The sequence below is a fragment of the Desulfovibrio sp. JY genome (assembly GCA_021730285.1).
Lineage (GTDB): Bacteria > Desulfobacterota > Desulfovibrionia > Desulfovibrionales > Desulfovibrionaceae > Solidesulfovibrio.
In genome coordinates, this window is record CP082962.1 from 3,690,914 (window position 1) to 3,704,759 (window position 13,846).

Consider the following 13,846-nt stretch of genomic DNA (forward strand, 5'->3'; position numbering starts at 1 on the left):
ACCGGCGGCGGCTGCGCCCGCCACGAACGCCGATGCACGCCTGTTTTTCGTCGCGGCCGGTCGGTCGCCTCATGCGCCTTTTCATGACCGCCCTTGTGCTGGCTGGTCTGGTCCTGCCCCTAACGCCGGGGCAGGCCCTGGCGGCCAAGGTCGACACCAGGGCCTTTTCCGCCTTCTTCTCGGGCCAGAGCGCGAAAATCTACGACCATCTGCTCAAGGTCACGGATTATTACACGTCACTGGTCAAGGAGGGCAACACCGAGCGCATCAAGGACGTGCTGGCCCTTCGCGCCTCGTTGTCCGCCTGCTGGGAGATCTTCCTCAATGCCGGCGACATGATCTTCGTCTACAACCAGCTCGACACCGCCTGCCCCGTCGATGTGGACCGGATGGGTGGGCTTATCCACACCGGACTCGGCATCATCGCCGGCAAGCTGGACAAGGAGCTGGAGTGGATGGGACTCACGGAAAAAAACGTGGGTGACCTGCCCGTTTCAGTGGAGCTTACCCAGGCCCGCCGGGATATCGCGGCGGCCGCAACCTATTTCCGCCAGGCGGCGACGCTCTTTCCAGAGGCGGGCAGCGGCGGTCAGACGCGCCAACCCGTTTCTCCCTGACCGGGCGACGCCTTTTTTAACGCGGGCAAGCGGGAAGAAAGTCCGCCCCAGGAACCATCAGCACGCGCCCGGACGGCGCGGGGAGGCCCCATGCGCGCCATGTGCCTGTTGCTTGCCTGCCTTGCCCTGTCGGTTCTTTTCTGTTCCGGCTGCGCCCGGCACACCTATCTCGTCGAGCTCAACGACAACAAGACCTTCTACGCCGATCCGCCGCTCGTGCTCGATACCGAAAAGCGCCTGTACCATATGTGGATCGCGGGCAAGCAGTACCGCATCCCCATGGAGGACGTGCGTTATATCGATGACGCGGCCCAGGTCTGCTACCAGAACGGCTTCGACGACACCTACACCTGCTTCGATGCGCTGTATCAGTATTAAGAAGGGGGGGGGCATGCGAGAGGGGAAACCCTTTGCAAAGGGTTATCCCCTCTCGCGCTCTCCCCTTCCTAAACCTTCTCCCGGGAAAAGTCTTTGGAAAGGGGGCCCGGGGGAAGAACCTTTCTCCAGAAAGGTTTTCCCCCGGTTCCTTTCTTTTCAAATGCATTACCGCCATGGATGAGTTGCGGGCCGCTGTGTTGCGGCTCCTGGAGCGCGAGCCGCCGCCTGGGCCGGTCATGGCCGAAGATATCTTTGTGGCGGATTCCCTGGCCGGGCATATCGAACGTCTTGGCCGGGAGCGGACGCCTGTCACGGCCGGGGGGCTGGCCAGCCTGTGCCTGGCCTACGCCCATGCCTACGTCCATCCCGAGCGGCTCGGCGAGGCGGTTTCCCTGGAAGACGCCACCTTACTCGCCGGCCGGTTCGCCCGTCGCCGGGGCGGTTGCCGGGCCCTGGCGGGGCAGGATGCCTTACGCCGGGTGCTGTTGCATCACGGCTTCGCCCTGCAAATGCTTTTCGACATCCCCAAGACCGTCCATCTGCTCGACGCGCTGCTGCGGCGCGAGGTCACGCCCGGGGCAGGGGAGTTCGTCGGCCTGGACCTCGGGACCGGCACGGGCATTTTGCTTCTTGGCCAATATCTGCTGGCCAAACGCCATGGCTATGCCGCGCCCCGCCTTTGGGGCGTGGAACATCTGCCCCAGGTGGCGGCCCGGGCCGATGCGCTGCTGGCCACGCTGGGAGTGGGGCGGGTGGTCAGTGGCGACGCGACCACATCCGCAATCTACAACGACGTTCCGCAAGGGAATATCGCCTGCGTGACCAACGAAACCCTGCCGTCGTGCGGCCGCCGACTCTACAAGGAGCCGTTTTCGGCCATCAGCGGTGCCCTTTTTGGCGCCTTGGGCAGTCGCCTCGATCATGCGGCCTTTTTGCCCGAAGCGGTCTGGGGCTCGGACAGAGCGGGGCGGAACTGGCTGCGGCTGGCTCCGGAAAACGCCTTTGCCGGCGACGCCGGCCCGATGCCGGCGCGCCTATTTTACATGCGCGACGTGGAACTCGGCGGGGAGCGCATCCCGGCCGACCAGGTCGGCGCGTCGTTTCAGGCCCTGGTCAGCCCCGTCTGGGCGGAAGCCCTGGGACGCCGTTGGTAGAAGAGACTGAGGGGAAACTTTCTGGGGGAAAACTTTTCTGAAGAAAAGTTTTCCCCCAGACCCCCTTTCAAAAGACTTTTAGCGAGAACGGCTTCTTGTTACGGAAGGATACACCTAACCAATTTATAAACTTTAGGAAGGGGAGAGCGCGAGAGGGGAGAACCCTTTTTAAAGGGTTTCCCCTCTCGCATCCTCTTCATCCTCTCGCATCCTCTTCACCTTTAAAGCTTCAATTCGTAAAACAAGGCACCGGGCAGGGGATTGTGGCAGTAGGGGGGGATAGGGACGAAGCCGAGTTTTTGGTAGAGCGCGTTGGCGGCGGTCATGGTGGTGAGGGTATCCAGGCGGATGGCTTCGTAGCCGCGTTCCCGGGCGCCATCCACGGCCGCTTCGGCCAGCCCCCGGCCAAGCCGCTGGCCGGCATAGGCCGGACGCACGAAAAGCCGTTTCATTTCGCACAGCCCGGCTTCGAGGGGGCGCAGGGCCACGCATCCCGCCGGCATGCCCTCCATCCAGGCCAGCCATATGCCGCCTTGGGGCTGGGCGTAGCAGCCGGGCAGGTCCGCCAGTTCCTCGTCGAAATGCTGAAAGCACAGGTCGAACCCCAGTCCGTCGGCGTATTCCTGAAACAGCAGCCGCACCACGGCCATGTCCGTGGCCGGGGCGATGCCGGTGCCAAGCGGCAGGATCTTCGAGCCTGGTGTCAGATGCATTGCTGCGCCCCTTCTAAGTCCCTTGGCGCGCCTTGCGGATGGGGCAAGGCCGTCGTTGTGTCCAGGAGGCCATGCGCCTTATTCCGCTTGCAGCCACTCGGATTTACACTGTTTGCGGCGGCGATCCTAAAGGATGACGTGGCGCTGAATGAACTGTACCGCCTCCTCTGGCGTGTCGAGGACGGTAAAGAGGTCCAGGTCTTTCTCGGCAATGAACCCGCGCGTCAGCAGCGTGCCGCGAAACCAGTCCATAAGCCCGCTCCAAAAGGCCGAGCCCAGAAAAATGATGGGAAATGGCTTGATCCGTTTGGTCTGGATGAGCACCAGCGCCTCGGAGACCTCGTCGAGGGTGCCGAAGCCGCCGGGCATGGCGATGTAGGCGACGGCGTATTTGACGAACATGAGCTTGCGCACGAAAAAATAGCGGTAGTCGCTTTTGATCGTCAGGTAGGGATTGGGCTTTTGCTCCAGGGGAAGGTGGATGTGCAGACCGATGGAATCCCCGCCGGCATCGGCCGCGCCCTTGTTGGCCGCTTCCATGAGGCCCGGACCGCCGCCGGTGATGACCGAATAGCCGGCACGGCTCAAAAGATCGGCCAGCTTTACCGTCTCGCCGTAGAGCGGATCGTCCGCAGGCACACGGGCCGAGCCGAAAATGGACACGGCCGGCCGCACGTCGCCCAGGACCTCGAAGCCGTCCACGATTTCGGCCATGATGCGGAAAAGCCGCCAGGATTCGGTCACCGACAGATCGTCGATAAGATATTGGCGAGACGCGGTCATGCGCCCTCCCTCGGTTGTGCGTCCCGGGGCTTTTCAGGATCGGCCAAACGCAGTACACGGCGGCCTCGACCAACCGCCCGCAATCCTGATTGTGCTCCCTTGGAGATGGATGATCAAGTCGGGCAAGCCATTATCCGGAGGCTCCATGAAGGTCAAATTTCTCGGCGCGGCCGGGACCGTCACCGGCTCCTGCCATGTGATCGAAACCGACAATACCCGGTTCGCCATCGACTGCGGCCTGCACCAGGGCAGCGAATCCATTGAGGACCGCAACCAGGACACCGACGTCTATGCCCCCAGGCGCATGGACTTCTTCATTGTGACCCACGCCCACATGGACCATTGCGGGCTGCTGCCGCGCATGGTCAAGACGGGGTTTTCCGGCAAGATCTACTGTACGCCGCCGACAAAGGAACTGCTCGGCATCATGCTCGAGGACAGCGCCCACATCCAGGAGATGGAAGCCGAGTGGGCCAGCCGCAAAAGCCGGCGCCATGGCGGACGGCAAGTCGAGGCTCTCTATACCCGGGCCGACGCCGCCGCCACCGTGGGCCGGCTGGTGGCCGTGCCTTACGGGGAGCCTTTTTCCCCGACCCCGGGTGTTACGGCCATCTACCACGACGCCGGCCACATTCTGGGCTCGGCCTTCATCGAACTGAGTCTCGAACAGGACGGGAAACGGACCCGCATGCTTTTTTCCGGCGATCTTGGCCGGCCTTCCCAGCTTCTGGTCAACGACCCGGCCAAGCCGGTGGACGCGGACTACCTTTTTCTCGAGGGCACCTACGGCGACCGCGACCACAAAAACGAGTCCGCCAGCCGCGATGAACTGGCCGAGGCCATCGCCTACAGCTATGCCCGGGGCGGCAAGGTCATCATTCCGGCCTTTGCCGTGGAACGGACCCAGGAGGTGCTGTACTGCCTGCACCTGCTCCTCAAGGAAGGCAAACTGCCCAAGGACATGCCGGTGTTCGTGGACAGCCCGCTGGCCATCAAGGCCACCGAGATTTTCCGGCGCAATCCCCAATACCTCGACGCCGCCGCCCAGGCCTATTACAATCGTGGCGAGGACCCCCTGTCCCTGCCGGGCCTGCGCTTCACGGAAACCACGGAACAGTCCCGGGAGATCAATACGCTCCAAGGACCGGCCGTGGTCATCTCGGCCAGCGGCATGTGCAACGCCGGCCGGGTCAAGCACCATCTGCGCCACAACATCTGGCGTCCCGAGGCGAGCATCGTCTTCGTCGGCTTCCAGGCCATGGGCACCCCGGGCCGCAGGATCGTGGACGGGGCCAAGGTCCTTCGGCTGCTCGGCGAGGAGGTGGCGGTCAATGCCAAGGTGTTCACCATTGGCGGGTTTTCCTCCCATGCCGGGCAAAGCCAGATTCTCACCTGGCTCACGCATTTCAAGGTGAACCATCCGCAGGTTTTTCTGGTCCACGGCGAGCAAAAGGCCCTGGACGTGCTGGCCGGCCTGGTGCGGGAACGTTTCGGGCTCAAGGTCCGCATTCCAGGCTATCTCGACGAATATGTCCTCACCCCGGGCGTGGAGCCGGTGGTGTCCACCGACGAGGCCAAGGCCCGGCCACGTATCGACTGGGATGCCATTTTCGGCGCCATGGAGGACCGGTTGCGGCTCTTGAAGGATCGCAAGGAAAAGCTTGCCGCCCGTTCGGCCGAAGAACAGGAAGACTTCCGCCGCCGGCTCGCGGCCGTGGACGGCGACATGCTGCGCGTGCTGTCGGAGATGTAGGGAGAGGGGAGAGAAAGCTTCCGGGGGGAAACCTTTCTTGGCGAAAGGCTTCCCCCTGGCCCCTCTTCCAAAGACGCTCCACACGTCACCATTGAAAAGTCTCGGCAGGGGAGAGCACTGGAGGGGCGACGACTTTTTTCAAAGGAAGTCCCCTCTCGCACGTTCGTTACATGCGAGACGGGACAGCTTGGTCCGTGCCGCCCGGCCGGAGCGGCCATGCGCCGCAAAACGGCTTACTTGAGGCGGTAGGTGATACGGCCGCGGGTGAGGTCGTAGGGGGAGAGTTCAACCTTGACCCGGTCGCCGGGCAGGATGCGGATGTAGAACTTGCGCATTTTGCCGGAGATATGGGCCAGCACTTCGTGGCCGTTTTCCAGCTCCACGCGGAACATGGCGTTGGGCAGGGCTTCCTGGACCTTGCCGTCGACCTCGATGGCACCTTCCTTGGCCATAAAAAATATCCTCCTGGCGGCGCGCGAAAAAACGGCGTCCGCCTGTGTGTTTTCATGTGAACCTATGCAGATAGTCGTTTTTTTGCCTTCTGGCAAGCGCGGTGAGGGGGAAAGGCGTGTTGCCCGGCCCGGTCCTTGCCGCCGGCCGCCTTTTGGGGCTATGCTGCGTCGAAAAGGAACATACCGTGCTGACGCGCTCCCAATGCGACAAATACGCCGACGTCCTGCTGTGGGGCCTGACCACCTCCCGGGTCGAGCCCTACAAGCCCGGCGACGTCGTGCTCGTCCAGTTCGATCTCGCCGCCCTGCGTCTGGCCGAGGCCGTTTACGGCAAACTGCTTGCCCGCGGCCTCAATCCCGTGCCGCGCCTGACGCTCACCCCGCGCATGGAAACGGAATTTTACGACAAGGCCGACGAGGCCCAGCTCATCTTCCAGACCCCGGGACAGGCCGTGCTGCACGAACATATTCACGGGGCCATGCATCTGCTTGCCCCGGACAGCCTCACCCACTTAAGCGCCATCGACCCCAAGCGCATCGCCACGGCGGCCCTGGCCAGAAAACCCCTGCGCGACATTCTGGTGCGCCGGGAAGAACGGGGCGAATTCGGCTGGACGCTGTGCATCTTCCCCACCAAGGAGCTCGCCGCCAAGGCGGGCATGACGGCCCGGGAATACGCCGCCCAGGTCGCGGCCGCCTGCTTCCTGAAGGAACCCGAGCCGGTCGCCCTGTGGCGCAAGCTTTACGAGGACGCCAGGGAGATCAAGGCCTGGCTCGACGGCATGAAGACCAGCTACCTGCACATCGAATCGGACAACGTGGACCTCAAGGTGACCCCTGGCGAACACCGGCGGTGGCTCGGGCTTTCCGGCCACAACATCCCGAGTTTCGAGATTTTCACCTCTCCGGACTGGCGCGGCACCTCCGGCCGGTACTACGCCGACCAGCCGTCGTATCGCAGCGGCAACTACGTCACCGGCGTGCGCCTGACCTTCGAGAATGGCGTGGTGACCGATATCGCGGCCGACCAGGGCGCCGAATTCGTGCGCAAGCAGCTTTCCATGGACCCCGGGGCCTCGCGTCTGGGGGAATTTTCGCTCACGGACAAGCGGTTTTCCAAGATCGACATGTTCATGGCCAACACGCTTTATGACGAGAACTTCGGCGGCCCGCACGGGAATTGCCATGTTGCCGTGGGAAGCTCCTACTCCGACACCTTTGACGGCGATCCGGCCAGCCTCGACAGCGCGCGCAAGGAGGAACTCGGGTTCAACGACTCGGCCCTGCACTGGGACCTGGTCAACACCGAACCCAAGCGTGTACGCGCCCACTTGACCGACGGCCGTGACGTGACATTGTATGAAAACGGACAGTTCCGCTATTGACGCGGCGGTCAGGGAGCCGTATCGCCTGCTTGTCGCAGCGGCTTGCGGCCGCTGCCGGGAATTGTGTTTCGAGGAGAAGCCCATGCGCAAGCTTGCCGTGTTGCTCTGTCTTAGCATGCTCGTCTGTCTGGCCGGCGTCGCCCATGCCGGTTCCAAGGCCAAACCCGATATCAAGGGTTGGGAAAAAGGCAGCGAGTACGATAAGCTTTTCGATCCCAAGGAAGTCGATTCCATGAAGGGCAGGGTGGTCAAGATCTACGACATCACCCCGTTTGACGGCATGGCGACGGGCGTCGCCTTGCAGGTCGAGGATAAAAAGGACAAGAGTCTGGAGACCGTCCATCTGGGGCCCAAGGATTTCGTTGATCTGGGTTCCATAGGCCTCAAGGAGGGCGATCAGGTCAAGATCGTCGGCGCCTGGGCCGAAGTGGACGGGCATGATGTGCTGCTGGCCGTCAAGGTGAAAAAGGGCGAGAATACCCAATTGAAGGTTCGCCGCACCAGGGATGGCTTCCCGTTTTGGAGCATGACCCCGGATGAGCTTCGCGCCGAAACCTCCGGCGACTAGTTTTCGAGGTTTTCCCGGGATGTCGCTTGCATAAACCGGGAAGAATTGGATAGGTACTCGAATAGCCACGCTTTTGCCGCCGCCTGCGCGGCCACACCACATAAACGGGAGCTTGCCGCATGGAGGAAACCCTCAAAAAACAGGATGCCGAACTTCTCCAGCTCGTTACGTTCAGTATCGGCGAGGAAGAGTTCGGCGTGGATATCCTCAGCGTGCAGGAAATCATCCGCATGATGGATATCACCAAGGTTCCGCGCGCTCCGGATTTCGTCGAGGGCGTCATCAACCTGCGGGGCAAGGTTATTCCCATCATCGACCTGCGCCGGCGTTTCGGCCTGTCCACGCGTGACCACGATAAACATACCCGGATCATCGTCATCGAGATCAACAACATGATCGTCGGGTTCGTGGTCGATTCCGTCTCCGAGGTGCTGCGCATACCCGCCAGCACGGTGGAGCCGCCACCACCCGTCGTTTCCGGACTCGAATCCGAGTACATCAGTGGCGTTGGCAAGCTTGAGGATCGTCTGCTGATCCTGCTCGACCTCGACAAGTTGCTTTCCGGCGAAGAGCGCGACATGCTCGGTTCCTTCTAACGGAGCCGTCTCTCCCGAAAGGGGTGTTTGTCACAACATGCTCGCGTCATAACGCCAGGAAATGGTTGTTTTTTTCATAAAACCTGCCTGGAGCGCCGCCGCCGCGTAAGCGGTTTGTGGCTCCGGGCGGCCCAGCACCGAAAGACGTTTCCGGCCGCCGTCACAGGCAAGTGACGGCGGCCATCCCGTATTTTCAACGAGGCACGCCTTGTCCCGTACCCCCGCGCTTTCCGAATTGCTCGCCAGTCCCGATTCCGCCTCGGTCTACAAAAGCGGCCCCGCCACCCTGGCGTTTCTGGCCGCCGAAGCCCTTTCCCGCGGCCAATCCGCCGTGGTGGTGACCCCGGGCATTCACGAGCTGACCAAGATCGCCTCCCTGCTCGACCTTGTGGCCCCCAAGCCGCAACGGCAGCTGTGGGGCGCGTCGTCCATGTCCCTGCCGTCCTACGCCCCGGGCCTGCCGAGCGGGGCCTTCTGGGCCCGGCGCATGGCTTTTCTGGCCTTTGCCGCCATGGGCACCGGGCCGCGCGTGCTGCTTTTCTCCGCCGACAACCTGTTGCCCAAATGGCCGCCGCGCCAGGCGCTGGAAGGCAACATCCTGACCGTGGCCGTGGGCGAGGAGCTGCCCCGCGACCTCATTGCCGAGCAGGCCGTGCTGTGGGGCTACAAGCGCGCCCCCATGGTGACGAATCCCGGCGAGTTCTCGCTTCGCGGCGACATCCTGGATATTTTTCCTCCGGGGTACGATTCGCCGCTGCGCCTGGAATTTTTCGGCGACACCCTGGAAACCGCCCGCCGCTTCGACGCCGGGTCCCAGCGCTCCCTGGCCGAGCTGACCGAGGCGGTGCTGTTGCCGGCGGCTCCGGCCGTGCTCTCCGAAACCTTCAAGGAGCAGGCCGCGACGCTTTGGGAGACCATCGCCGGTACGGGGGAACTCCACCGCGCGGCCAAGACCCGGCTGGAGGCAGCCATCGAGGCCGGGGACGGCGGCATCTGGCCGGGACTTTTCTATGAACGCCCGGTGGAGTTGGCCGCCTGGTGCCCGGACGACGCCGTCTGGATCGTCGACGATCCCACCCGGGTCAAGGAGCGGCTGGAGGAGACCGAGCACGCCTGGCGGCGGTTTTTCGAGGCCCAGACCAAGGAGCAAGGGCATCCCTGGCCCACGTCCCGGGTGTTGTGGCCGGAGAACATGGCCCGCAAATCCCTGGTCGCGGGCCGGCGCGTCCTGTTCGAGGACCTGGTCATGGGACGGGGACGCCATGGCCCGGACATGGCGGAAAAAGCCCTGGAGCGCTTTGGCGACCTTTTCTGGAAGCCCGGCTCGGACAAGCGACCATGGACCACCCTGACCGCGGCGCTCAAGGAGTGGAGCGGCCACGGCCAGACCATTCTGTCCTTCCACGGCGAGCGGTCGCGCAAGAAGTTTCTCCAGATGATCGAGCCCGAGGGGCTGACCTTTCGCACCGGCTACAGCGCCGGCGAAACGGGCCTTTTCGCGCTTATCTCGGATCTGCGCCAGGGCATGGAGCTTGCCTGGCGCGACACGCGCGTACTGCCCGAGGACATTCTGCACCCCGATGCCGCCAAGGCCGGGGCCGGGCGCAGCCGGGACAAGGATTTCAAGGGGCTGACCTCGTTTGACGACATCCGGCCGGGCGATCTGGTGGTCCACCGCGACTACGGCGTGGCCAGCTTCGAAGGGCTCACCCGCATGACCGTGGACGCCACGGGCGGCGACTTTCTGCTCCTGGTCTTTGCCGACGAGGACAAACTGTATCTCCCGGCCGACCGGCTGGGGCTGATGCAGCGCTACAAGGGCCCCGAAGGCGCGACGCCGCCCTTGGACCGGCTCGGTGGGGCGCGCTGGAAATCGGTGCGGGAGCGGGCCAAAAAGGCCATCGAGCGCATCGCCGCCGATCTGGTCGAAATGTACGCCTACCGGCAGGTGGCCAAGGGCTATGCCTATGGTCCCACCAACGAGCTGTACCTGGAGTTCGAGGCCACCTTCGGCTTCGAGGAAACGCCGGACCAGGAAAAGGCCATCGCCGAGGTGCTGGCCGACATGGAGCGCCCGGAACCCATGGACCGGCTCGTGTGCGGCGACGTGGGCTTCGGCAAGACGGAAGTGGCGCTTCGAGCCGCATTCCGGGCCGTGCTCGACGGCAAGCAGGTGGCCATGCTCTGCCCGACCACCGTCCTGGCCGAGCAGCACTACCAGAATTTCATGGCCCGGCTGGAAGGTTTCCCGGTGCGGGTGGAAATGCTCTCGCGCTTCGTTTCGCCCAAGCGCCGTAAGGTGGTGCTCGAGTCCGTCTCGCGCGGCGAGGTGGACATCCTCATCGGCACCCACCGCATTTTATCCTCCGACGTGACCATCCCCAACATCGGCCTCTTGATCCTCGACGAGGAACAGCGGTTCGGGGTCAAGCACAAGGAACGGCTCAAGGCCTTCAAGAAGAATATCGACGCGCTGACGCTGACGGCCACGCCCATCCCGCGCACCCTCCAGCTGTCGCTGTCCGGGGTCCGGGGCCTTTCGGTCATCGAAACGCCCCCGGCCGAGCGCAAGACCGTGGAAACGGCGCTGGTCGAGCGCGACCCGGCTTTTTTGCGCGAGGTGTTGCGCCGGGAGCTGGAACGCCAGGGGCAGATTTTCTGGGTGCACAACCGCGTCCAGGGCCTGGAGGAAGTGGCTGCGTTCGTGCGGTCCCTGGCTCCCGAGGCCAAGGTGGCCATGGCCCACGGCCAGATGTCGGAGTCCGCCCTGGAAGAAGCCATGCACGGCTTCTGGCACGGCGAGACCGACATCCTCGTGTGCACCTCGATCATCGAATCCGGTCTGGACTTTCCCCGGGCCAACACGCTCATCGTGGACAACGCCCACATGTTCGGCCTGGGGCAGCTCTACCAGCTGCGTGGCCGGGTGGGGCGCTCGCCGCGGCAGGCCTACGCCTATTTCGTGGTGCCAAGCCTCGAGCGGGTGCCGGAGCTGGCCAGAAAGCGCCTGCGCGTCATCCTGGACATGGACTACCTCGGGGCCGGGTTCCAGGTGGCCATGGAAGACCTGCGCCTGCGCGGGGCGGGCAATATTCTGGGCGAGGCCCAGTCCGGGCACATCGCCCGCATAGGCCTCGACATGTTCCTGGAAATGCTGGCCGAGGAAGTGGGGCGGCTCAAGGGCGAGCCGGTCAAGGAACGCACCGAGCCGGAGCTGACGCTTGGCGTCGCCGCCCGCATTCCGGAACGCTACGTGCCCGAGGCCTCGGACCGGCTGCGGCTCTACAAGGCCCTGTCCACGGCCAAGACCGAGCAGGGACTGACGGAACTCATGGCCGAGATGCGCGACCGGTTCGGGCCGCCGCCGGTCGAGGTGGAAAATTTTCGGGCCGTTCTGGCCCTCAAACAGCTTCTTTCCAGGCTTGGCGGCACCAAGGCCGAGATCGCGCCCACCAGGCTGGTGGTTTCTTTCGGGGCCGAAGGCGCGGCCGTTTCGCCGGAGCGTTTGGTGGCTTTTGCCGCGACACGGGGCGAGGGGGTGCGGCTTTTGCCCCCGGGACGCCTGTCCCTGCCCCTCGACGCCAACATGCCGCTGCCCGAGGCCATTACCGGCTGGATCGTGGAACTGGCCGCTCTGGGAGCCGAGGAGGAAGCGCCGTAATGCGCGCCGCCGCGTTGTCGCCCCGAGGCCTCGCCCTGTGCCTGTTGGCCGTTTTCGTCCTGCCGGCCCTTGGCGGTTGCGGCCGGGACGTGGCCAGGGAACCCGGCGTGGTGGCCGTGGTGGCGGGGTCCCCCATCCGGCTGGCCGATGTGGAGGCCCGCCACGACCTGGGGGAGATCGGCCTGCCCGAGGTGGACAATCCGCCCGTGGAGACGCTCCGCGCCGCCTACGGCAAGGTGCTGGCCGACATGATCGTGGCCCGGCTCATACGCCAGGAGTTGGCCCGGCGGCATGAGTCCGTGACCGCCTCGGAACTGGACGCCGCCGAGAAGCGGGTGCGCGCCGATTACCCCGGCGACAGCTTCGAGCGCATGCTCCTGGAGGAGCGCATCGACCTGGCCCGCTGGCGGGCGATGCTCGCCGACCGGCTGGCCCTGGAGAAGTTCACCCATGAGGTGTTGCGCCCGGACGTGCGGGTGGAGGTGACCAAGGCGGCGGACTATTATAAAGAACACATCGACGCCTTCACCATCCCCCCCCGGGTGCGGCTGGCCCGGGTCCAGGGGCGCGACGGCGCGGCCGTCAAGGCGGCCCTGGCCGCCTATCGCCGCTCCGGGTTCAGGGTGGAAAGCCTGGCCGGGCATGCCGGCATCACGGTCCAGGAGGCGGTGTTGCCGGAAAGAAATCTCCCCGCTTCCTGGCGCGAAGCGCTCAAAGACCTCAAGGACGGCGAGCCCTCGGCGATCCTGACCAGCGGTGGGGCGAGCTTTTTTTGCATCCTGCAAAAGCGTCTGCCCGCCACGGTGATCGATCCGGCCAAGGCCTACACCCGGGTCGAGGCCATCCTGGCCGGGCGCCAGACGGCCAAGGCCTTTGCCGCCTGGCTGGCCGAAACGCTGCGCACCACCAAGATTTCCGTCAACAAGGAACTGCTGGCCGCCATGTCGCCAGGCAAGGACACCGTGGCCGCGACGGACGCCCGCGACGAGGCGGGCCTGGCCCGGGAAGACGCCGCCGTCCGGTCGGACCTGGCTCAACGCGCCAGGGGCGCTTTGCCCGCCGAAGCCCGGCCGGAATCCAGGCCCGAGCCGGCGCGGACGGCAATCGCTGCCGAGGCGCAAAGCGCGGCCCCGGCGCAAAAGGAAACCCCGCAAGCGCCCGCCGCCCGAGCGCCCGAGCCGGCCCCGCAAACCGGTCAGACCGGACCATCCGCGCCGGCGACGCCGGCCGAGCCTCCGAAGCAGGACGCAACCGGGGAAACGTCGACCAAACCGGATCAGGCCGCCCCCGCAGCACCGGTCGCGAGCGAACCGGTCCAAACGGTCGCTGCGCCGAGCGTCCCTTCCGATGCCGCGAAAGAAGCCCAACCGGCTCCGGCGCCGCCTGCTGCGGTTGCGGACGCGGCGCCTTCGCCGCAGCCGGATACGGCGAAGGCCGCGCCAATCGACACGCGGCCCGCTTCTCCCGTCCAGCCGTCCGGCGGTGGCGCGGTGGAATTCACGGCCATCAAGGCGAGCTGGATTCGCTACTCCGTGGACGAGGGCGAGGAAAAGCGGGTCTATCTCAAACCGGGCAAGCCCTATGAGATTACATATACGAAAAAACTCGTTGTCAGGCTGGGCAGCCCTAGCGAGCTGCGCTACAGCCACGCCGGTCGGGAGCAAACGGTCGCAGTCGGCAACAAGGAAAATCGGAGTCTTGAATTTCCTTGAATCCGGCCGCGCCTTGCCCGCCCGACGCCGTTGCCTGGGCTGGCAAAAACGTTTATAGGCCCCGGATACGCGGT

General features: G+C 64.6%; 12 protein-coding genes. 9 read left to right on the plus strand and 3 right to left on the minus strand.

Annotation, left to right across the window (positions count from 1 at the left end; genetic code table 11):
* Window positions 1–32 precede the first annotated feature (32 nt).
* The 3 genes from K9F62_16500 to K9F62_16510 all read left to right on the plus strand — a co-directional run bounded on the left by K9F62_16500 (window position 33) and on the right by K9F62_16510 (window position 2,149).
* The gene (locus K9F62_16500) at window positions 33–617 is read left to right on the plus strand and encodes a hypothetical protein (GenBank protein UJX40286.1); all 585 of its coding nucleotides are present in this window, start codon (window positions 33–35) and stop codon (window positions 615–617) included.
* A 90-nt stretch (window positions 618–707) separates the two neighbouring features.
* Window positions 708–995, plus strand: coding sequence for a hypothetical protein (locus tag K9F62_16505; GenBank protein ID UJX40287.1), 288 nt, complete (start codon window positions 708–710; stop codon window positions 993–995).
* A 173-nt stretch (window positions 996–1,168) separates the two neighbouring features.
* On the plus strand, window positions 1,169–2,149 hold the full coding sequence (locus K9F62_16510) for a hypothetical protein (protein UJX40288.1): 981 nt from the start codon (window positions 1,169–1,171) through the stop codon (window positions 2,147–2,149).
* A 221-nt stretch (window positions 2,150–2,370) separates the two neighbouring features.
* Here the strand turns inward: K9F62_16510 and K9F62_16515 are convergent, their stop codons facing one another.
* Window positions 2,371–2,862 (minus strand): GNAT family N-acetyltransferase, encoded by a 492-nt coding sequence (locus tag K9F62_16515; GenBank protein UJX40289.1) that lies wholly within the window; start codon window positions 2,860–2,862, stop codon window positions 2,371–2,373.
* Between the two features lie 126 nt (window positions 2,863–2,988).
* Window positions 2,989–3,645 (minus strand): TIGR00730 family Rossman fold protein, encoded by a 657-nt coding sequence (locus K9F62_16520; GenBank protein UJX40290.1) that lies wholly within the window; start codon window positions 3,643–3,645, stop codon window positions 2,989–2,991.
* A 145-nt stretch (window positions 3,646–3,790) separates the two neighbouring features.
* On the opposite strand from K9F62_16520, the gene K9F62_16525 reads away from it, so the two are divergent.
* Complete coding sequence (locus K9F62_16525; protein ID UJX40291.1) at window positions 3,791–5,398, plus strand: MBL fold metallo-hydrolase; 1,608 nt, start codon at window positions 3,791–3,793, stop codon at window positions 5,396–5,398.
* A 233-nt stretch (window positions 5,399–5,631) separates the two neighbouring features.
* Here the strand turns inward: K9F62_16525 and infA are convergent, their stop codons facing one another.
* Complete coding sequence (infA, locus tag K9F62_16530; protein ID UJX40292.1) at window positions 5,632–5,850, minus strand: translation initiation factor IF-1; 219 nt, start codon at window positions 5,848–5,850, stop codon at window positions 5,632–5,634.
* A 185-nt stretch (window positions 5,851–6,035) separates the two neighbouring features.
* Between infA and K9F62_16535 the strand changes: the two genes are divergently transcribed.
* From K9F62_16535 to K9F62_16555, 5 genes are all read left to right on the plus strand, one after another.
* Entirely contained in the window at window positions 6,036–7,235 is a 1,200-nt protein-coding gene (locus tag K9F62_16535; protein ID UJX43230.1) for an aminopeptidase, read from the plus strand.
* Window positions 7,236–7,317: 82 nt separating this feature from the next.
* Window positions 7,318–7,803 carry a hypothetical protein gene (locus K9F62_16540; GenBank protein UJX43231.1) on the plus strand — a complete coding sequence of 162 codons (486 nt, stop codon included), beginning with the start codon at window positions 7,318–7,320 and terminating at the stop codon, window positions 7,801–7,803.
* A 119-nt stretch (window positions 7,804–7,922) separates the two neighbouring features.
* Complete coding sequence (locus K9F62_16545; GenBank protein UJX40293.1) at window positions 7,923–8,399, plus strand: chemotaxis protein CheW; 477 nt, start codon at window positions 7,923–7,925, stop codon at window positions 8,397–8,399.
* Between the two features lie 208 nt (window positions 8,400–8,607).
* Window positions 8,608–12,060 (plus strand): transcription-repair coupling factor, encoded by a 3,453-nt coding sequence (mfd, locus tag K9F62_16550; GenBank protein ID UJX40294.1) that lies wholly within the window; start codon window positions 8,608–8,610, stop codon window positions 12,058–12,060.
* Entirely contained in the window at window positions 12,060–13,772 is a 1,713-nt protein-coding gene (locus tag K9F62_16555; protein ID UJX40295.1) for a peptidyl-prolyl cis-trans isomerase, read from the plus strand. The genes mfd and K9F62_16555 overlap by 1 nt, the downstream gene beginning before the upstream one ends.
* The last annotated feature ends 74 nt before the right edge of the window (window positions 13,773–13,846 follow it).